This is a genomic window from bacterium Unc6, from assembly GCA_013626165.1.
Classification (GTDB): Bacteria; Omnitrophota; Gorgyraeia; order Velesiimonadales; family Velesiimonadaceae; genus Velesiimonas; species Velesiimonas alkalicola.
In genome coordinates, this window is the sequence record NDHX01000001.1 from 150,692 (window position 1) to 170,376 (window position 19,685).

Below are 19,685 nucleotides of genomic sequence, written 5' to 3' on the forward strand. Positions count from 1 at the left end.
ATTTTTTAGTGAAAACAATAAAACTGATATTTTTAGGCCCTCCCGGTGCAGGAAAAGGGACACAGGCGGTTAATCTTGCAGTGCAATGGGAAACGCTTCATATATCCACCGGCGATATATTAAGAGAGTCTATAAAGAATAAAGAACCTTTAGGATTGAAAGCTAAAAACTATATGCTCAAAGGTGAACTTGTTCCGGATAACATTGTGATATCTATGGTGATGGAAAAAATAAGTAGCAATACCAATAATAAAGGATTTGTATTAGATGGATTTCCCAGAACATCCAATCAGGCTAAAAAACTTGATACTGTAATGGCAGATGAAGGGATAATTTTAGATGCTGTGGTGTATTTTGAAACATCTGAAGAAACTGTATTAAGGAGACTTTCCGGGAGAAGGGTGTGTAGAAATTGTGGTGCAAATTATCATCTAACCAATATGCTTCCCAAGATTGCAGGTGTATGTGATAAATGCAAAGGCCCACTATACCATAGAGAAGATGATAAACCAGAGGCCATAAGAAAAAGGCTTGAAGTTTATAAGAATAAAACAACACCGTTATTGAATTATTATAAAAAAAGTGGTTTATTGAAAACAATAAACGGAGATTTGGAAGTCCAAGAAGCGTTTGAAGAAATAAAAAACAAGGTAACTGGTGCCTGGTGCTCTGGTGCCTGGTGCTCTGGTTTTTTAAAAGATGATACCTGTTAAAAATAAACAGCAGATACATTTTATTGAAAATGCCTGCAAGATTGTTGTAGATACAATGAGAATGTTAAGGCATCACTTAAAACCCGGTGTAACGACCTTATATCTTGATGAAATTGCCAATAAACATATTTGTTCTTTTGGTGCTGTTTCTGCATTTTGGGGATATAGCGGAAATGAAAAACATACAATGAAACCATATCCCGGTCATATCTGCACATCTATCAATGACGAGGTTATCCATGGAATACCCAACAACAGGGTTCTTAAAAATGGGGATATAATAAGCATAGATATTGGAGTATGTTATAAAAACTGGTACGGGGATATGGCGTGGACATTCCCTATCGGGGATATAAGTAAAGAGACACAAAAATTATTAGATGTAACAAAACAGGCGTTGTATGCAGGAATAAAACAAGCAAGAAAAGAAAACAGGCTTTATGATATTTCAGCCGCAATACAGAATTGTGTTGAGAGAGAAAATTTCTCTGTTGTCCGACAATTTGTAGGGCATGGTGTGGGTAAGTCTCTTCATGAGGAACCCCAGATACCAAACTTTAAAGATAAGGGCAATGGCCCGAGATTAGAACCGGGAATGGTATTTGCAATAGAGCCGATGACAAATGCAGGTGTCTCTGATGTCCTAATACTTGATGACGGCTGGACTGCTGTAACAAAGGATGGAAAGATTTCCGCACATTTTGAACATACAGTATGTATTACAGATGAAGAACCCCAAATCTTAACACAGTGGGAATAGTAAAAGGAATCTATGCCAAAAGAAGAAGCAATTGAGGTTGAGGGCAAAATTATAGAATCTCTTCCAAACGGGATGTTCAGGGTTGAACTTGATAATGGACATCGTTTACTTGCACACCTTAGCGGGAAGATGAGACTTAATTATATAAAACTATTGCCGGGTGATCGTGTAAAAATGCAGGTGTCTCCTTACGACCTAAATAAGGGAAGGATAGTTTATAGAATATGAAATAGTAGGTAGTAGGTAGGAGGTAGGGGGGAAGTTATGAAAGTTCGATCATCAGTTAAAAGAATTTGTGAAAAATGTAAGATTGTAAGGCGTCAAGGTGTTGTAAGGGTGATATGTAAGATACCAAAACATAAACAAAGGCAGGGATAAACAATGAAACAAGATGACTGGTGCTCTGGTGCCCTATAATTGGGGGGAGAAATGCCGAGAATCTCAGGTGTTGATGTTTCAAAAGATAAAAGAATAGAAATCGGATTAATGACGATATACGGTATAGGTAGGGCTTTATCTAATCGTATATTACAGGAGGCACAGATAAATCCAGGTAAGAAAGGAAAAGAGTTATCAGCTGAAGAAGTTTCTCGCATATCTTCTATCATACAGAAGTCTTACAGGGTTGAAGGAGAATTAAGACGGGAAACATCAGGGAATATAAAACGTCTTATGGATATAGGTTCCTACAGAGGAACGCGCCATAAAAAAGGACTTCCAGTGCGTGGCCAGAGGACTCATACAAATGCAAGGACACGCAAAGGACCTAAAAGAGGCATAAGACTGAAGAAAAAAACGGTATCAGCAGGAGCGTCAAAAACATAGTATGTAGTAGATAGGTAAAAGATGTATATCGTTGTCCGTCGTACGTATACCGTATAAAGAAAAAGAAGTGGAATATAATATACGGAATACGAAATACAGGTGTTTGGGATTTGTAATTTATCAGAAAAGGGGGATTAAGTGGAAGAGCAACAAGAAAATTCTAAAAAAGTACACCCTGACACTCCTGGTGTAGGTGCCCAAAAAAAAGGGAAAAAGAAGATCACAAGGGTAGTAGGTAGCGGTGTTGCGCACATTCAGGCAAGTTTCAACAACACAATAATCAGTATTACAGATAAGACAGGCAATACTGTTGCGTGGGCAAGTGCAGGCAGTGCTGGTTTCAGTGGTTCAAGAAAATCTACGCCTTTTGCTGCACAGATTGCTGCAAGCCATGCAGCAAAAAAAGCGCTTGATTGTGGTGTAAAAGAAGTGGAGATTTGCGTAAAAGGTCCGGGCGCCGGAAGAGAGTCTGCTATAAGGGCTTTGCAGGCAGGCGGTCTTCATATAACAATAATAAAAGATAAAACACCGGTACCGCATAATGGTTGTCGTCCACCAAAAAGAAGAAGGGTGTAGATTACAGAGAGGGTATAAATGTCAAGATATACAGGACCATCCTGTCGTCTTTGCAGAAGAGAAGGGATAAAGCTTTTCTTAAAAACATCCAGATGTACAACGGGAAAATGTGCATTTGATAGAAGACAGTATATTCCCGGACAGCATGGGAAAAAGGGGAAATCAAAATTATCTAATTATGGGTTACAACTTCGTGAGAAGCAGAAACTAAAAAGGCTGTATGGTATTGGTGAGACCCAGTTTAAGAATTATTTTTTAAAAGCCGCAAAGAAAAGAGGTATTACAGGTGTAATGTTGTTGCAACAATTGGAGACCAGATTAGACAATGTTATATTCAGGGCATGTTTTTCAGGAACCCGTGGTGAAGCCAGGCAGATAGTAAGGCATGGCTTTGTTGTAGTTAACGACCAGAAGGTTAATATTCCTTCATTTCTTGTAAAACCGGGTGACAGATTCAAAATAGTGGGAAAGGAAAATGTTATAAACAAGGTAAAACAAACCGCAGAGATTGTTAAGTCCAGGGGAGTTCCTTCATGGCTTAATGTTCATCTTGATACACTTGAAGGGGAGGTATCAAGACCTCCGGACAGGGCTGATATTCAGGTTCCGGTTAATGAGCAGACGATAGTAGAATTATATTCTAAATAACCTATATAACTAAAACAGGGGGAATAATGGGAGTGGTCTGGAAAGGTTTTGAGATACCACAAAGACTTGAATGTGATGAGGATACATATACGTCAACATATGGAAAATTTATTGCAAAACCATTTGAAATAGGATATGGTGTAACAGTCGGCAATTCTCTAAGAAGAGTACTTCTTTCTTCGCTAGAAAGTTCGGCTGTTACAGGTGTTTGTATTGAAGGTGTTCGGCACGAATTTTCAACCATACCGGGGGTTACAGAAGAAGCTATACAGATTATACTTAACCTTAAGAAGCTTGTTTTAAAATCTCATTCTCCGAGTCCAAAACGGATTTATCTTAAAGCCCAAGGACAGAAAGAGATGTTTGCTTCTGATATTATAACAGATGAAACGATTGAAATATTGAATCCGGAACTTCACATTGCAACGCTGGGGAAAGATGCATCTTTGAATATGGAAATAGAAGTGGGAAGAGGAAGAGGATATGTTCCAGCAGAAAAAAATAAAAAACAACATCAGCCAATAGGTTGGATTGCTGTTGATTCTGTTTTTACCCCCGTTGTAAAGGTGAATTATTTTGTGGAGAATACCCGTGTGGGTAAGGTAACGGACTATGAAAAGTTGATACTTAATATCTGGACAAACAAGGCAATTACACCGAAGGATGCAATAGTATCTGCTGCCCGAATATTACAAAGACATTTTGATATATTTACAATCTATCAGCCCGCAGAAGAGGAGAGACTTGAGGAAAAGAAAATAGATGTTGAGACAGTGGAAAAACTTCATATGTCGGTTTCTGATCTTGAACTTTCTGTCCGAAGCACTAATTGTTTTAAAGAGGCCAATATTAAAACCATTGGAGAGCTTGTGACCAAGACCGAAGAAGAATTACTTTGTTTCAGAAATTTTGGTAAAAAGTCACTTGTAGAGATCAAAGATATATTGCAAAGCATGGGACTTTCATTGGGGATGAAAAAGGAAGAACAGGAGAATAGGTATGAGACATAGAAAGGATAATAAAAGACTTTCACGCACCACAGGACATAGAACAGCAATGGTAAGAAATATGGCAACCAGCCTTTTTGAAAATGAAAAAATTACAACAACTGTTCAGAAGGCAAAATTTTCAAGAAGGTTTATTGAAAAACTCATAACATTTGGAAAAAAAAATACACTTGCTGCAAGAAGAATGACTGAAAAAATGCTTGGTAAAAAAAACATTGTCCATATGCTTTTTAGTGAAGTTGCGCCCTTATTTGCCAATAGACAGGGAGGATATACAAGAATTGTAAAAAGCAAATTCAGGGCAGGTGATGGGGCACAATTATGTGTATTTGAACTTGTAGAAAAAAGGCAGAAGTCTATTGAACAGCCAGAGCAGGCTGTAGATAAGAAGACTGTAGAAAAACATCCCACTCAACCTACAGAAGAAAAAAAAGGTGCAATTAAAAAAATAAAGAGAATATTCCACAGAAAATAGTAGGTGGTAGATAGTAGGTAGTAGATAGTAGATAGTAGGTGGTAGATAGTAGAAAAAACAAATATCAAACTGCTCGTGTGTTCTTGAGAGAAGGTATGACCATAGCTGAAAAGATTTTGTCAAACCATTCAGGGAAAAGATTACGGGCTGGCGATATTGCCATATGTGGTGTAGATTTTTGTTTTTCTCAGGATGGGACAAGTTCGCTTGTTATAGATTCTTTTAAAAAATTGGATTTAAGTTTAGCAATGAAAAATAAGTTTGCTATGGTTATAGACCATTCAGCTCCGAGTCCAAACTTGGGTGTTTCAACTGTTCATAAAAAGATGAGGGATTTTGCAAGCCGAACAAACTCTATATTGTATGATGTCGGGTGCGGTGTTTGTCACAATGTAATACCGGAACAAGGGCACATCTTGCCCGGAGATCTTGTTATGGGAGCAGACTCACATACCTGCACATATGGGGCGCTTAATGTTTTTGCAACAGGTGTGGGTTCTACCGACCTTGCAGTAGTTCTTGGCACGGGGAAAAACTGGTTTAAGGTCCCTGAGTCTGTAAGAGTAAGATTAGAGGGTAATCTTCAAAAAGGGGTTTATTCAAAAGATGTAATTCTTTATATTGCCGGAAAATTAGGAGTTGACAGTTGCACATATCAATCAATAGAGTTTGAAGGGCCTGCAATATCTGATATGAGTATTGAGGCAAGGTTCACCATTGCAAATATGGGCGTTGAACTTGGATGCGAGTGTGCACTTATGCAGGCAGATGACAGTACCATTGAATGGACTTCAAAGCATAGCAAAAGAAAACCAAGGCCTGTTTTTCCTGATAAGAATGCAAGGTATGTTCAGGAATATGTTTATAATGTCAAAGATATCCCCCCCCAAATTGCCAAACCCCATTCAGTAGATAATGTATGTAGTATTGAAGAAGTTTTAAGTCTACCTATTCAGGTTGCATACCTTGGAACCTGTACCAACGGCAGAATTGAAGACCTGTCTATTGCTGCAAAAATATTATCGGGTAAGAAAATTTCAAAAGATGTCCGCTTTATTATTGCTCCCGCATCAAAGGATATATACATAGAAGCAATGGAAAAAGGTATCATACAAATTTTTGTTCAAGCAGGCGCAGCAATTGTAACTCCTGGTTGTGGTCCTTGCGTTGGAACACATAACGGGATTCCTTCCGACGGAGAAAATGTCATATCAACCGCTAATAGAAATTTTAAAGGAAGAATGGGCAATCCAGATGCTTTTATATATCTTGCATCTCCTGCAACAGTTGCTGCCTCTGCAATAGCAGGTAAAATACAGGACCCAAGAAAAATTTTATAGTTAAAAAAATTATTTTTTGTGTTTGACAAAATTTGTTTTTTTGGTACAATACCCCGACGGGTGGGGTTTAGATAGATATAGGGGAAAGATTATTCGGCATGAAAAAATCCATAAGCATAGATATTGGGGCCTCTTCTGTTAAACTTATTGAACTTGCAAAGACAGGCAAAGGTATAGAAGTCTTGCGTGCAAGGATAGTTGAAATAGATGTACAGCAGATTGCAGATTCAGACGACAAGGCACGGTTACAAACCCGGTTAGTTAATGATGCAATAAGGCAAATTCTTTCCGAAGAAAAAATTCGCAATCCTAAGGTTACAATTTCAATTTCAGGGCAGTCTTGCATAGTTCGTTCAATAAAACTTCCGAGGGTTTCCAAACATAAGATAGGTCAGATAGTTAAATATGAGGCTCAGCAACAGGTGCCGTTCCCGATGGACGAAGTTATCTGGGATTATGAAGTGCTATCTTCTTCATCTGCACCAGAAACAGATGTGATACTTGTTGCGGTAAAAAAAGAAGTTATACAGGATATTATGAGTCATCTTGTATCTACAAAAGTGCCGCTGGATATTGCTATTGTGGATGCTGTTCCTGTTGCTTTATACAATGCTGTTTCACACAGAAGGTCTATTGATAGGCCGCTCATTGTTCTTGATATTGGCACGCAGGCAACAAATCTTATCATAGTTGAAAACAAGAAGATGTGGGCTCGTTCTATTCCCATGGGTGGAGAAAACACCACACATGCTATTGCTGAAAAATATAATACCAGACTCAAAGAGGCTGAAGACTTAAAAAGAAAAGAAGGTGTTTTTTTGATGGATCAGGAACAGATGGGTGTGTCTTCCACAGAACAACAGGAAATTTCCAGGACCATAAGTTTTTCATTAATGGACATTCTTTCAGAGGTTTCCCGTTCCATCGGTTTTTACAAGATACAATCTCCCGGTGTTATTTTTGGCGGGATATATCTTACAGGCGGAGGATCAAACCTGAAAGGCATTGATAAGTTTTTTGAAAAAAACCTGAATATTCCAGTCATGCCCGGTGGAATGTTTGACAGTGTCTCTGTTTCTGCTAATTGTTATAAAGATTTCAAAGAAAGAACCGATTTTTCTTGCAGGTTCTCTGTCGCCTTTGGAATGGCGCTAAGAGATATTACAGATGTTCCTATTAGTATTAATCTTCTGCCTTCAAACTATGCTAATGCAAGACAGGTAAGACTCTCTGTGCCTTATTTTTTTATGGCTGCTGCACTTGCTGCTGGTATTATCTATATGGGTGGACAATTTGTGAAAGTGGACAATGAACGAAAAAATTCCGAATTAAATATGTTGAAAAAAGAAAGAACTGAACTTAAAGCGCATGAAACACGCTTTAAGGAATTAAAAAGTCAGATAGAGCCACAGATTCAAAAGGTAAAATTTTTAGAAAACATTACAAAGGCAAGACAATATTGGCTTAATACAATCATTAATATAAACAAAGATCTTCCTCAAGAGGTGTGGATAACAAATTTTATGCCTGTATTTGAGAAGGATACGATAAAAATAAGAATGAGAGCGAAAACAGACAATTCTAACCTTCAGGGTTATGCAACCGTAAGTGAGGTTCCAAATAAGCTGTCAAAAACAGGAAGGTTTCAGGATGTTGTAATATCGGATATCTCTGAGGAGGAGGTTATACCGCAGAAAAATATTGTTTTTACAATTACAGCAGAGGTTGTAAACCCTGAACTGCAAAGGGCTATTCTTTTTGTCGCAGCAGAAGAGATAGGGGTAGCGGAAAGAGAAACAGAGGTAGGTTTTCCCGGGATGCCCCCTATGCCTGGTGAAGACAGAAGAAGAAGAGAGGATGAGTTTTAGTATGATAAAAAAGTACCTATTGTCTGTTGTTCTGATGCTGTTTGTAATGATTCTTCTTTTTATTTCAGTCTGGAGTGTTATTTCCCAGTTCAGACAAAAACAGATACTTACCACTCAGATTTCAGACCTCAAGCATCAGATAGATGCAATTGGCCCTGAAAAATATTCTCCAGATGTTATCAAGATTTATCAAACAAGAATACAAGAGTCTGAAGAAATATTTAAAAGTATTGATAATTATTTTTCTAAACCCTCTATGTTTGAACCGACAGAAGTTGAAAAAAATCCCATAAGATTTATTGGAGACATGAGGGCATTTCAGGAAAGAATAAGAGCGTCTGATCTCGCAGGCATATTGCCCCCAGACCTTGGTTTTCCGAAAACTGTTCCTCCGGCAGACCAAATACCTGTTATAATAAAAGAGTTGGAAATATGTCAAGAATTATGCAGGATATGGAGTTCGGCCGGCATCAAAAAAGTGGTTTCAATGGGTAGGCACCCTGCCAGAGAAAAGCAGATACAGGGCACGCCCTATAAGTATAAGATTTATCCATCTGTGTTTGTTGTAGAAGGCACACAATCTGATATATTGAAGATGTTGATGCTTTTAAGAGAGTCTGATTTTTTATTTGTTGTAAAAAAGATTGATATGAGTTTTATTGGGGGAATATCTCCATCTACGACGACAGGACAAAAAGAAAGTGAATTTCCGCTTATCAGTTCTAGGGTGGAACTTTTGACATATGTTTTTAGCAGGGAAGCAGGACAGACAGTTGGCCTTTAGGAGGAAAGATTAATGCAAGGTTTTATTTTATCATTATCCTGTTATGCCAGGATGTTATTTTTCTTTCTTATTGCGCTCTCAATAGGGTCAGCAATTTTTTTGGTTATGTTGCCACGAAAGGAAAATCAAACTTTATCTGTGGTATCTAAACCGGGCACAGAGGATGCAAAACTTTCTGATGAAGAAGAAAAAATTTTCAAGGAAATAACACTTTTTGCCGAAAGTCTAAAAAATATATCAAAAATAGAAATCCCGTTCAAAAATATATTTAATCGCCCCGAGGATGAACCTACAGTTTTAGAACCGATACTACCTGCTCTGGAATTTATTGATATTGAAATCCACGAATTTTTAGCACAAATTTTTATTAAGGCAAAAGAAAGCCTGCCGCAGTGGCGCGGGACAATCACTATTGATGACAGGATGCTCAATGCTTTATATCCCCATGGGTTAAAAGTGAATATCAGGACGCACACAGACACACCGGTTTCAAGAGTTATACTTGATGCTATTAAAAAGACAAGACTAACAGTTCAAAGAAGAGAGGAACAGATAATGATTGTTGAGAGGATAAAACCTGAATACACCGTAATTGATATACAACAGATACTCTATCCTTTTCGGTATGTTGGTTATATACAACAACCAGATGGGACGTTGACTGTAAATATTTCAAATGTAATAAGCTCAAAACCATTTCTCAGTGTGGGTGAAGTTTTTTCATTAAAAGATGAACGGGATGTTGTATTTGAAATAGAGAAAATAACAAAAGAGGTTATAAAGGTAGTATCAAATAAAGGAGAAAGACTTACAATGTATTTGAATCAACCTGTTCAAAGAGATTTGTTTATTACAACCATACAGGGCCCAACAGGCGAAATTTTTAAAAATAAAAAAACAGGCGATACAATTGGATCTGGTAAAATAGTTGATGTAAAAGAAAATTATGTTATAATAGAAGAGGATTCGCAGAAGTATCAGTATAATAAATAATTATAAAGGAGAAAGTATGAGAAAGATGAGTCTATCTTGTTTATATGCAAGTTTATTATTTTTTATATTTATCCCCTTATTTTTATCTTCTGTCAAAGCAAGCCCCCCCTTAAGCCAGGAAATGGCAGAACAGTTTATGGAGGAAGTTATCTCCGAGAAAAAAGTAAAGAAACAGCAGCTGCAGATAGTTTCGCAAGAACATATACAGAAGGGGATATTATTACATAAACAGGAAAAATATCAGGAGGCGCTGAATGAATTCCAGGCGGCATTGCAAGCAAGCCCCGAAAACAAGGAGGCATCTTCCTGGGTTAAAAAATGCAAGGCGATAATGGAAAGGTCAGGCGCAAACTTTTATCATGAGGGCAGAGCGCTTTATAGAAACAAGCAATACAATAAAGCGCTTGAATCATTTAAGAAAGTGCCGCAGGATAATCGAATGTACAAAATAGCAAAACAATGGATTTCAAGAGCAGAAGAACAGATTAAGAAAGAAAAAGAGAGAAAATTTAAGACAGAACAAAGGTTGTCTGTAAGAAAGGCTGAAGATATAAAAAGGGATATTTTTGCAAGCGGGAAAAATGCCTTTAGAAAAGGTAATTATGAAATTGCAGAGGCAAACTTTGCAGAGCTTTTACAAAGAGAACCTGGCAACAAAGAGGCAGAAGAATGGTTAAAAATTACAAGAAGAGAAAGAGAAAAAACATTGGCCAAAATTTCTGCGAAAGATGCAGTTGCAGATATGAAAGTTGCCGAGATTAAAAAAGATGCCACAGAAAAAGAAATGATGTTAGAAGTGGAAAGGGCATATTCTCCTGAAAGAAGAGTAGGCCCAGGCATTGAAGAAATTGAAAAATTGGACCCTGATGAATTACTGAGAAAGCAGATGAAAGACAAACTTGAGGCACTTCCTTTTGTTCAGACTGTTGACTTTATAGGTGCAGATATATCAGATGTTATAAGAATGTTGATGACAATGACAGGTATAAACATAATGCTTGATGAGGTAGCGGTAAAGAGAGTGCATCCCGGAGGATTTTCTATAACATTTAAAACAGTCTCACCAATGCCGCTTTTAAGCCTTTTAGATATGGTACTAAAAGCAAGTAGATTAGGTTATAAAATAGAACCATATTATGTATGGATATCTGATAAAGAAACACTTAAAGCAGAAGAAATTATTCTGAAAACATATCAATTAAGATATGGAGCAAGAAGAGCAAGAGAGGTTGAAATAGATAGAGATAGAGAAGATAGAAGAGATAGAAGAGATGGAGAAGATAGAAGAGATGGAGAAGATAGAAGAGATAGAGGACGCTAATTCGTTATTCCTGCGAAGACAGAAATCCAGTGTTTTTACTTCTGATACCATTGGAAAGTTCAAAAATAAAATGACCCACTATCGTGTGGGTGCCCCGAAATTAAAATTATACAATCCATTTTGTGTGTGGATGCCCCAAATGTAAAATTACTTTAAAATTACTAAATTTTGTACTGTCATTTTGATATTAGATTTTTGATATTTGAATTTCAAAAAGAGGTGTGTATGAAATATTTTAGGTATATTAAAACTTATATTTGCAGGAATAAGGAACGAAATAAGAAAAAATGGCTAACAGTTTTTATGTGTTTGATGTGTGTTTTCTTTTTTATCATTGCTGCTCCGGGACAGGAACCAACAATAGAACCGGGTGAAGGGATGTCCATTGACCAGTTTCTTTTGCAGGCGCTACCACCAGAAGAAAGACGCGTTATCTCTTTTGACCCTGCAACAGGTATCCTTACAGTTAAAGATACAAAAACAAATCATGCCATTATAAGAGAACTTCTCAAAAAATTTGATGCAGCTCCAAGACAGATAATGATAGAAGCAAAATTTGTTGAAGTTTCAGTTAAGGACTTAGACGAGTTTGGTATAGAATGGTATTTTTATCGTCCAGGTAGGGTTGATGATAAGTGGGCGCATTTTGGTGTAGGAGATCCCGGTAGACCGGATACGACAGGTATTTTTTGGACAGAAGGCCTTGCAAGGTTTCCAGCAACAGCAACCGGAGCAGATCTTTTTGTTTCAATCACAAAATTAAGAGGAGATTACTTAAGAGCATATCTTCATGCACTTGAAGAACAGGGTAAAGCAAACCTTCTTTCTGCGCCCCGTGTAACAACACTTTCAGGACGGCCGGCAATCATAGAGATTATAAGGGAAATCCCTTATACAAGCGAATTTAGGACAGATAATATAGGAACCGCAGAGAATCCCATCTGGCGCAGAACATATACTACAGACATAGAAGAGATTGGCATTACTCTGGAGGTTATCCCAACTGTTGGAGAAGGAACAGATATTATTACACTTGATATATACCCTTCTGTTGATGTTTTAAAGGACCGTATTCCCATACATGCATTAATTCCTAAAGAGATGGGACAGCCTGTTATTGATACAAGAACAACAGAAACAAGTGTATATGTAAAAAGTGGGTCAACAATTATATTGGGTGGATTGATAAAGGATGAAGACCTTATTACTGAAAAAAGGGTTCCTTTAATAAGCAGTATTCCGCTTCTCGGGAATCTGTTTAAGTACAAACACAGGACCAGGGAAAAAACAAACCTTCTTATATTTATAACTGCAACCCTTATCACCGTGGATGGAGAAGAAATATGATAACAAAAATAGGCGACAGGAGACAGACAACGGGTTACAGGAAAATAAATCAATTACTAATTAAATCAAGGACAGGAATAGATTTAGTGATATTTTGTTTTATTATTTTATTTACTGCTTTTAATCCGATCTGTAATAAAGCATTTGCGCAGGAAGAAGAGGTAATCGCTGGCACAACAATAAGAGACTGGCTTTTAAGTTCTTTAGGGCCTGACCCTACAGGCAGAAGAAAAATTGTTCTTTATGAACCTACAGGACTTCTTGTTGTTACTGCAACAGCCACAGAACATGCAAACATAAAAGAACTTATTGATTTATGGGAAAAAAGGGCCGGGAAAGCACAAATTTTAATAGAGGCAAGGTTTATTGAAGTTGCACTGGCTGACCTTGCCGATATGGGTATAGAATGGCAGGATATAAGGTATCATACAAGAAAAGATAGAAGACCCCCCCTAATACCCGGCGGGGAAAGAGGATGGGATGGGAGTGACTTTTATGTGGGTCCAGGAATAGACGGGAGAGGTCCTGCCCGGACAGGAACAGGGTTTGGTATCCCCCTTGCAGGCATAGGAGGTGGACTGGGCCTTTTTTTGGGTAAGACCACACTTAATAGAACACAGGTTCAGATGTATCTTCATGCTTTGCAACGGTTAGACAAGGTAAATCTTATTTCTTCGCCAAAACTTACAACCATATCAGGACAGACAGCGAACATAGAGATTATAACGCGGCTTCCATATGCAACAAATGTAACAAGGACAAACCAGGGGACTGCAGAACGCCCAATCTGGGTAGATACATATGATATTGATGAAGAAATTGCAGGTATTATATTTGAGGTTACTCCAACTGCTGTTCTTGATTCAATGATAATAAATCTTGACTTACATCCGGAAATTAGGGCACTTATTGACAGAATTCCCGTTGTAGACAGTCCTGAATTCCCTAAAGAATTAGGTTGGCCTATTATAGATGTAAGAAGCATAGAGACGAGCATGAGCATAAGAAGCGGCCAGACGGTGGTGATGGGAGGGCTTATAAAAGATGATGATATAAGAACAGAAAGAAAGGTTCCAGTCCTTGGTAATATACCTTTATTGGGTTCATTATTTAGATATGAGACACAAGACAGAAAAAAAAGAAACCTTGTAATATTTTTAACTGCAACACTTATAACACCCGAAGGCGAACCATTTGAGGGACACTGAAAAAGGTGACAGGCGACCGGCAACAGATGCTCTGGTGCTCTGGTGCTCTGGTGCCCTGGTGTTCCAGTCACCTTAAAAAAGGAAGGAATATGAAAAAGATTACCGGGATATGTCTGATAATAGTTGGGATTTGTTGTTCGGGTTATGTCTTAGTCTCAATAGCACAACAAAGTGTTAGAAGGCCGATTATTGTAAGCACATCAGGACTGGATGTTTATAAGGACCAGTCTCTTGAAGTTAGGGGTATAATAAGCGTAAGTACAGGCGAAGCCGGTGAAGATGTTATAGACAGACTCGCAGATAGATTGAAAACAGAAGCTGAAAGGCTCGGGGCAGATGCAGTTATTGATGTAAGATATATTCTTTACCAGGGAAGACTCTATGCATATGGAACTGCAATAAGAATGAAATAAAAATTTAAGTTTCCGAGATATAGAGGTTTCTAAGGATGAAGATTTTACCCTTGACACCCTGACACCTTGTCACCCTGACACCCTCACACCTGGCCCCCCCATTTTGAATTTAATGAATATTACGATGAAATTTGTTATATCTATCTTTTTTTTTCTTTTATTTTCTTTATCCGCTGGTGCGGAACTGATAGTATTAAAAAATTATGGCTATCTTGTTGCAAAAGTTCTTGAACAAAATAATACTACTGTCTGGATTTATGTTCAGGATGTTGGAGAAATAAGTATCTTAAAAAGCAATATAAAACGGATTGAAGATTCTGATAACCTCTACAACCGCTTAAGAAAACTTGTAGAGGAAAAACAAAGGTATGAAGACGCAAAAAAAGAACTGGCAGAATATAAAAGAAGGATTTTAATTGCAGAACAGTTAGAAAAGGAAAAAACCCTCCAGCAATTTTCTCCTGTCCATACGGCTCAGGCGTATTCTTCTCTTAAAAAAATAATTAACGATACAAAACAGAGAATAGATTGTTCTCTGACAAACCTTGATGATACAAACCTTTTTTCACAATTACTTGACAGGAATATAAAAGGTATCCAGATGGATATCATCGCAAAAAGCGGAACAGATGATGTAAATATAAGGCAACTTTCAAACTTCGGTGCCAATGTTTTGCCCGTTGAGTTTGGAAGAGCCCCTGGATTTGATTTTTTTATACAGGATGGAACATTTTTTTGGGTCTCGCCTTTTGGGATGAAAAACAGCGGTCTTATGCGTGAAGATGATACCGCCATTATTTTTAAATCAGAATCCTATTCTCATGATATTCTAAACTCTCTTCGTTCCATGATTGCTCAACAAACAAAGCAGGATAAAAGCCGTGCTGGGAAAAGCAGGGTTCGGCCGGAAACACTTGAAATAAAAAGTGAAAGTGGTATTTTTATGGGCGATATATATATAGAAAGTTATATGGGAGTGAAAAAGCCCTGGCGTTCGCAGTTTCTAAGAGCATTACGTGGCGCAAAAAGAAGTATTACATTTTATGTCCCAAGTATGAATGATAAGGAACTGCGCGATCTCGTTATAAAAAAGGCTAAAGAGGGAGTGGATATAAAAGGAATATTTGAAAAAGATGATAGATCTAGGGGTTCTAACAGATTAAGAAACGCAATTGTTGACTCATTCTATAATAATTCAGGATATAAGATTGATACTACAATCTTTGTAATAGATGGGCAAATACTTGTTTTTGGCTCATATATTCTTGATAGAAAAGTATGGGAAAGGTATCCCCAATTTGTAGTGTTTTTATACGATAAGGACATAGCAGCAAGATATGAAATGTTGCTAGAAAAAATATTGATGTAAGTTGAAAAACATCTTAATAAAGAGTAAAAATAAATTTTAATAAATTTTCAAAGAACAACCGCTTTTTCAAAACTAGGCACACATAAGGATTCTCTCAGGCTTATGCAGATTTTTCTTTTATAAAGGGGTGGCAGATCAAAGGTTTGACGGAGTATTTGTAAGGCTAAAGCCTTGCCCCACATTAGTTTTTCTTTTTTGGTACGGTATTTACTGAATATTTACAATTTTGTAAGCCCTTCTGAACCCTTTACTTCTTAGTTCTTCTTTCAAGCAAATCCTCATTTAAGTTTGTTGCTTTCTGGTTAGCCCTGTTTAGAGGTTTTATACGCGCTAAAAACTTCTAACAGGGTTAGCAATCCTATAAGATAACCTTGCCATTGTTAAAAGAGTAGCTCCCTCCTGATTATATGCTAAGAAGTTTTGGTAGGTTTCCTTCACTCTTGGTAGTCGTTGATGCCTGCCTGTTTCTCAAGGGGCAAAGAACAGATAGGCTTAACAGTAGTGGAAAGATTAGGAATACTCAAAATATAGAAAGAATAATAAAATAATCTAACGATGCAAAAGCAACATAGATGGCAAAAGAAACGCTTGTTCAAGGATGGTGGAAAGAAAAATAACTTTTTTTTAATATGTGTAAATAACAATAAATGGGGTCAACTCTATTTTCTTTTTTTAATAATACTACATTGGTTTTTTAGAGAAAATAGAGTTGACCCCATTTATTGCTTAAAAGCCTTATGGATTATTTTATTGAAAATACTAATATGTTGCATATGTGTATAACTTATACAAAGTCTTGACTTTTATAAAAATTAATGGTATATTTGTAGTGGAGACTTATGCCTCATAGTACATTTAATTGGGTTGATGTATTGGTGATTATATTGCTGATAAGAGCCGGTTTTGTGGGTTGGACAAAAGGACTTACACTTGAATTTTTCAAATTTATAGGTATTGTTGTTACAATGTTTGTATCTCTGCGTTTTTATGACAATCTTTCATCATGGACCCAGACAAGATTTCTTATACCTGAAACCTACGGGGATTTTATATGGTTTATAATATTAGCGGCAACCTGTATTCTAACTATTAAATTGGCAAGCATCTTTCTTGAAAAGGTTGTCCAATTAAAATTCTCTGCAAGTATTGAAAAACCAGGCGGATTATCACTTGGCATATTAAGAGGGATATTGGGAACAAGTCTTATAATTTTTGCAATCACACTTATTCACCTTGAATATCTGCGAACCAGTGTTGAGCGCTCCTTCCTTGGATACTGGTTAAGCCGCATCCCGGTTGAACTTCATAGTTGGTTTTTTAAGGTATTTTAATTTTAGGAGAAAGGATTACTATGGACATCAAATCTCTCTATCAGTCTGCTATAAAACAGGGCATCACATGGGATCCGAGAGGCGAAAAGGCTGTATTAACCGAACTGGATAAAGTAAAAAAAGGATATGAAAAAAAAGATGAGGATGAAAAGGAGTTTTTTGATACAGAATCTCTTTATAATCCTTATTCTGACACACGCATCCTGAATGGAAGTCCTGATACACAAATTAAAAGAATACTTGTAGGGATTGATATTGATACATCAGAAATTATTCTTTCATATATTCTGTCCAGTACAGGGAAAAAAATAGACGCAATTATTTCACATCATCCGCAGGGCTGCGCTCTTGCCGGATTGCCGGAGGTAATGGGACTTCAGGCAGATTTATTAAACACATTTGGTGTTCCACTACACCTTGCCGATTTTTATACAAGTCAGAGGATATCGGAGGTTTCAAGAAAAATTATGCCTGTAAATCATACAAAGCCGGTTGATGCCGCAAGGTTATTGAACATCCCGTTCTTGTGCATTCATACGCCTGCTGATAATGCGGTATGGAATTTTTTACAAAAAAAATTTGATACAGTAAAACCGGATACCGTCGGTGATGTGCTTAAAACATTAAGACAAATACCTGAGTACAAAGAAGCAACAAAAAGAAAAGCCGGTCCAAAAATTATTACCGGAAGCCCCGATTCAAGGTGCGGCAAAATTATGGTTGATATGACGGGCGGAACAGAGGGAACGATGGAACTTTATGACAGGCTTTCAAGCGCAGGTGTTGGAACACTTGTGTGTATGCACCTAAGCGAAGAACATTTTAAAAAGGTTCAAGAACAGAAGATAAATGTCATTATTGCCGGTCATATTGCAAGTGATATTCTTGGTTTAAATTTATTGTTTGATGCTATCTTACCAAAAGATATAGAGACAATGTGTTGCTCAGGTTTCAAGAGAAATTATGAGAATTGATGACAGACTGATTGAAGATATAAGGAGCAGGGCAGATATTGTTCAAGTGATTTCAGACTGTCTGCTGTTGAAAAAAAGCGGAAGGCATTTCAAAACATTATGCCCGTTTCATAAGGAAAAAACCCCTTCTTTTCTTGTCAATCCTGAACTTCAGATATTTCATTGTTTTGGATGCGGAGCGGGTGGGAATATATTTACATTCCTTATGAAATATGAAAATATTGGTTTTATAGAGGCAGTTAAAAAGGTCGCAAAATATGTCAGTATAACCATACCTGAAAATAATAGCAATATTGCCTTGTTACCCATACACAAAATTTCAAAGGCAAACCAGACCGCAGCAGACTATTTTCAAAAAATGCTTTATTCATCAGAAGGGAGAATAGCGCATCAGTATATAAAAAACAGAGGCGCCACACAAAAAATTCTTGAAATATTTAAGATAGGTTATTGTGGATTTAACACAGAAGGATTGTTAGAGGCTGGAAAAAAAGAAGCCCTTAAATCGGATGATTTTGAACTGGCAGGAATAATAATGAAAGGACAGACAAATATCTGGAATATGAGATTCAGAAACAGACTGATGTTCCCTATAAAAGATACGCAGGGCAACATTGTTGGATTTGGCGGAAGATCACTGGATAATTCCATGGACAGGCCCAAATATATTAACTCTCCGCAAACACCCCTATACAATAAAAGTAAGATACTGTATGGGCTTGATGTTGCAAAAGATAAGATAAGGGATAAGGGGTTTGTCCTAGTTGTTGAAGGTTATATGGATATGATAAGTGTGTATCAGAACGGGGTTGGCAATGTTGTTGCATCATTGGGAACATCTTTAACACATGACCAGATTCAGGCATTAAACAGATTCACATCAAAGATTGTATTCTCATATGATTCTGATTCGGCGGGGCAGTCTGCAACACTAAGAGGACTTGATATTGCAATATCCAAAGGCTTTAAGGTCAACATAATGAGGCTTCCTGAAAATGAAGACCCTGATTTATTTATACAAAAACAGGGGAAAGACAAATTTTTAGAAACCGTAGAAACCTCAGAAGATATACTTGACTATCGGATAAGAATGGCAAGGATGAAATATCCCGGACACGACCTTCAGGATACCTTGATGGTATCTAATGAATTATTAGAAACGATTGCGCAAATAGAAAATTTTGTTTTAAGAGATTTATACATAACAAGGCTGGCTGAAAAACTTTCTATAAGCGAATCTGCTATAAGACAACAGTTTGCTAAAATTTCCCAAAAATCCCAAAGGATTATCCCAAGTGACCAGTCACCTACACAAATCAGTATTGCAGAAAAGATGTTTATAGGTCTTGCTCTTGTATTTCCCTGCTTTCGTAAAAACTGCAAAGAACAGGTTCCCTTAAATGACATAGAAAACCAAACAGTTAAAGATATATTTAAGCTTTGCATTGAAAACGAGGAACTTTGCGCCGCCTCTATACTTGGAAAAATAGATGAGGATAAAAAAGGTATTATATCTAAGATTATTCAAGAAACAAGTCAGATTCAGGATACTGAAAAGGCGATGAAAGATACTCTAAACTGGTTTAAGAAAAAGAAAAATCGGCAAAATATTATACAATCCAATATAAGGTTAAAAGAGGCTCACAACAAAGGAGAAGAAGAAAGTGTTAAAAAAATTATTTTAGATATAGAAAAATTAGTTAAAAGCAAAATATAAGTTCCTTATGCGACAG

The 19,685-nt window shown here is 37.1% G+C and carries 21 protein-coding genes; all 21 read left to right on the forward strand.

Going from position 1 to position 19,685, the window contains the following annotated elements; all coding sequences use genetic code 11:
- Positions 1–17: 17 nt before the first annotated feature.
- The 21 genes from B9J78_00815 to B9J78_00915 all read left to right on the forward strand — a co-directional run bounded on the left by B9J78_00815 (position 18) and on the right by B9J78_00915 (position 19,669).
- Positions 18–713 carry an adenylate kinase gene (locus B9J78_00815; GenBank protein ID MBA2123480.1) on the forward strand — a complete coding sequence of 232 codons (696 nt, stop codon included), beginning with the start codon at positions 18–20 and terminating at the stop codon, positions 711–713.
- Positions 700–1,473: a type I methionyl aminopeptidase gene (locus tag B9J78_00820; GenBank protein MBA2123481.1), complete on the forward strand. Its 774-nt coding sequence runs from the start codon at positions 700–702 to the stop codon at positions 1,471–1,473. The genes B9J78_00815 and B9J78_00820 overlap by 14 nt, the downstream gene beginning before the upstream one ends.
- Positions 1,474–1,485: 12 nt before the next feature.
- The gene (locus B9J78_00825; GenBank protein MBA2123482.1) at positions 1,486–1,701 is read left to right on the forward strand and encodes a translation initiation factor IF-1; all 216 of its coding nucleotides are present in this window, start codon (positions 1,486–1,488) and stop codon (positions 1,699–1,701) included.
- A 36-nt stretch (positions 1,702–1,737) separates the two neighbouring features.
- Complete coding sequence (locus tag B9J78_00830) at positions 1,738–1,851, forward strand: 50S ribosomal protein L36 (GenBank protein ID MBA2123483.1); 114 nt, start codon at positions 1,738–1,740, stop codon at positions 1,849–1,851.
- A gap of 51 nt (positions 1,852–1,902) precedes the next feature.
- The gene (locus B9J78_00835; protein MBA2123484.1) at positions 1,903–2,298 is read left to right on the forward strand and encodes a 30S ribosomal protein S13; all 396 of its coding nucleotides are present in this window, start codon (positions 1,903–1,905) and stop codon (positions 2,296–2,298) included.
- A gap of 138 nt (positions 2,299–2,436) precedes the next feature.
- On the forward strand, positions 2,437–2,874 hold the full coding sequence (locus B9J78_00840; protein MBA2123485.1) for a 30S ribosomal protein S11: 438 nt from the start codon (positions 2,437–2,439) through the stop codon (positions 2,872–2,874).
- Between the two features lie 18 nt (positions 2,875–2,892).
- Positions 2,893–3,522, forward strand: coding sequence for a 30S ribosomal protein S4 (locus B9J78_00845; GenBank protein ID MBA2123486.1), 630 nt, complete (start codon positions 2,893–2,895; stop codon positions 3,520–3,522).
- A 26-nt stretch (positions 3,523–3,548) separates the two neighbouring features.
- Complete coding sequence (locus B9J78_00850) at positions 3,549–4,532, forward strand: DNA-directed RNA polymerase subunit alpha (protein ID MBA2123487.1); 984 nt, start codon at positions 3,549–3,551, stop codon at positions 4,530–4,532.
- Positions 4,522–5,004, forward strand: coding sequence for a 50S ribosomal protein L17 (locus B9J78_00855; GenBank protein MBA2123488.1), 483 nt, complete (start codon positions 4,522–4,524; stop codon positions 5,002–5,004). Before B9J78_00850 ends, B9J78_00855 begins: the two co-directional genes overlap by 11 nt.
- Positions 5,005–5,099: 95 nt before the next feature.
- Entirely contained in the window at positions 5,100–6,344 is a 1,245-nt protein-coding gene (locus B9J78_00860; protein MBA2123489.1) for a 3-isopropylmalate dehydratase large subunit, read from the forward strand.
- A gap of 98 nt (positions 6,345–6,442) precedes the next feature.
- Positions 6,443–8,212, forward strand: coding sequence for a hypothetical protein (locus B9J78_00865; protein MBA2123490.1), 1,770 nt, complete (start codon positions 6,443–6,445; stop codon positions 8,210–8,212).
- 1 nt (position 8,213) lies between these two features.
- A complete protein-coding gene (locus B9J78_00870; GenBank protein ID MBA2123491.1) occupies positions 8,214–8,996 on the forward strand; it encodes a hypothetical protein in 783 nt (260 codons plus the stop codon).
- A 12-nt stretch (positions 8,997–9,008) separates the two neighbouring features.
- Positions 9,009–9,989, forward strand: coding sequence for a hypothetical protein (locus tag B9J78_00875; GenBank protein ID MBA2123492.1), 981 nt, complete (start codon positions 9,009–9,011; stop codon positions 9,987–9,989).
- A gap of 16 nt (positions 9,990–10,005) precedes the next feature.
- Complete coding sequence (locus B9J78_00880; GenBank protein MBA2123493.1) at positions 10,006–11,310, forward strand: hypothetical protein; 1,305 nt, start codon at positions 10,006–10,008, stop codon at positions 11,308–11,310.
- Positions 11,311–11,535: 225 nt separating this feature from the next.
- Complete coding sequence (locus B9J78_00885; GenBank protein MBA2123494.1) at positions 11,536–12,657, forward strand: hypothetical protein; 1,122 nt, start codon at positions 11,536–11,538, stop codon at positions 12,655–12,657.
- A complete protein-coding gene (locus B9J78_00890) occupies positions 12,654–13,865 on the forward strand; it encodes a hypothetical protein (protein MBA2123495.1) in 1,212 nt (403 codons plus the stop codon). The genes B9J78_00885 and B9J78_00890 overlap by 4 nt, the downstream gene beginning before the upstream one ends.
- 5 nt (positions 13,866–13,870) lie before the next feature.
- On the forward strand, positions 13,871–14,278 hold the full coding sequence (locus B9J78_00895; protein ID MBA2123496.1) for a hypothetical protein: 408 nt from the start codon (positions 13,871–13,873) through the stop codon (positions 14,276–14,278).
- 112 nt (positions 14,279–14,390) lie between these two features.
- Positions 14,391–15,647, forward strand: coding sequence for a hypothetical protein (locus B9J78_00900; GenBank protein MBA2123497.1), 1,257 nt, complete (start codon positions 14,391–14,393; stop codon positions 15,645–15,647).
- An 839-nt stretch (positions 15,648–16,486) separates the two neighbouring features.
- A complete protein-coding gene (locus tag B9J78_00905; protein MBA2123498.1) occupies positions 16,487–16,978 on the forward strand; it encodes a hypothetical protein in 492 nt (163 codons plus the stop codon).
- A gap of 20 nt (positions 16,979–16,998) precedes the next feature.
- Positions 16,999–17,952, forward strand: coding sequence for an NGG1p interacting factor NIF3 (locus B9J78_00910; GenBank protein ID MBA2123499.1), 954 nt, complete (start codon positions 16,999–17,001; stop codon positions 17,950–17,952).
- A complete protein-coding gene (locus B9J78_00915; GenBank protein ID MBA2123500.1) occupies positions 17,942–19,669 on the forward strand; it encodes a DNA primase in 1,728 nt (575 codons plus the stop codon). Before B9J78_00910 ends, B9J78_00915 begins: the two co-directional genes overlap by 11 nt.
- Positions 19,670–19,685: the final 16 nt, after the last annotated feature.

Coding starts and splice junctions, on each gene's coding strand:
- B9J78_00820 (MBA2123481.1), top strand. CDS start 700: ATGATACCTGTTAAAAATAAACAGCAGATACATTTTATTGAAAATGCC.
- B9J78_00845 (MBA2123486.1), top strand. CDS start 2,893: ATGTCAAGATATACAGGACCATCCTGTCGTCTTTGCAGAAGAGAAGGG.
- B9J78_00910 (MBA2123499.1), top strand. CDS start 16,999: ATGGACATCAAATCTCTCTATCAGTCTGCTATAAAACAGGGCATCACA.
- B9J78_00865 (MBA2123490.1), top strand. CDS start 6,443: ATGAAAAAATCCATAAGCATAGATATTGGGGCCTCTTCTGTTAAACTT.
- B9J78_00870 (MBA2123491.1), top strand. CDS start 8,214: ATGATAAAAAAGTACCTATTGTCTGTTGTTCTGATGCTGTTTGTAATG.
- B9J78_00830 (MBA2123483.1), top strand. CDS start 1,738: ATGAAAGTTCGATCATCAGTTAAAAGAATTTGTGAAAAATGTAAGATT.
- B9J78_00855 (MBA2123488.1), top strand. CDS start 4,522: ATGAGACATAGAAAGGATAATAAAAGACTTTCACGCACCACAGGACAT.
- B9J78_00875 (MBA2123492.1), top strand. CDS start 9,009: ATGCAAGGTTTTATTTTATCATTATCCTGTTATGCCAGGATGTTATTT.
- B9J78_00890 (MBA2123495.1), top strand. CDS start 12,654: ATGATAACAAAAATAGGCGACAGGAGACAGACAACGGGTTACAGGAAA.
- B9J78_00915 (MBA2123500.1), top strand. CDS start 17,942: ATGAGAATTGATGACAGACTGATTGAAGATATAAGGAGCAGGGCAGAT.
- B9J78_00860 (MBA2123489.1), top strand. CDS start 5,100: ATGACCATAGCTGAAAAGATTTTGTCAAACCATTCAGGGAAAAGATTA.
- B9J78_00850 (MBA2123487.1), top strand. CDS start 3,549: ATGGGAGTGGTCTGGAAAGGTTTTGAGATACCACAAAGACTTGAATGT.
- B9J78_00835 (MBA2123484.1), top strand. CDS start 1,903: ATGCCGAGAATCTCAGGTGTTGATGTTTCAAAAGATAAAAGAATAGAA.
- B9J78_00825 (MBA2123482.1), top strand. CDS start 1,486: ATGCCAAAAGAAGAAGCAATTGAGGTTGAGGGCAAAATTATAGAATCT.
- B9J78_00880 (MBA2123493.1), top strand. CDS start 10,006: ATGAGAAAGATGAGTCTATCTTGTTTATATGCAAGTTTATTATTTTTT.
- B9J78_00900 (MBA2123497.1), top strand. CDS start 14,391: ATGAATATTACGATGAAATTTGTTATATCTATCTTTTTTTTTCTTTTA.
- B9J78_00905 (MBA2123498.1), top strand. CDS start 16,487: ATGCCTCATAGTACATTTAATTGGGTTGATGTATTGGTGATTATATTG.
- B9J78_00885 (MBA2123494.1), top strand. CDS start 11,536: ATGAAATATTTTAGGTATATTAAAACTTATATTTGCAGGAATAAGGAA.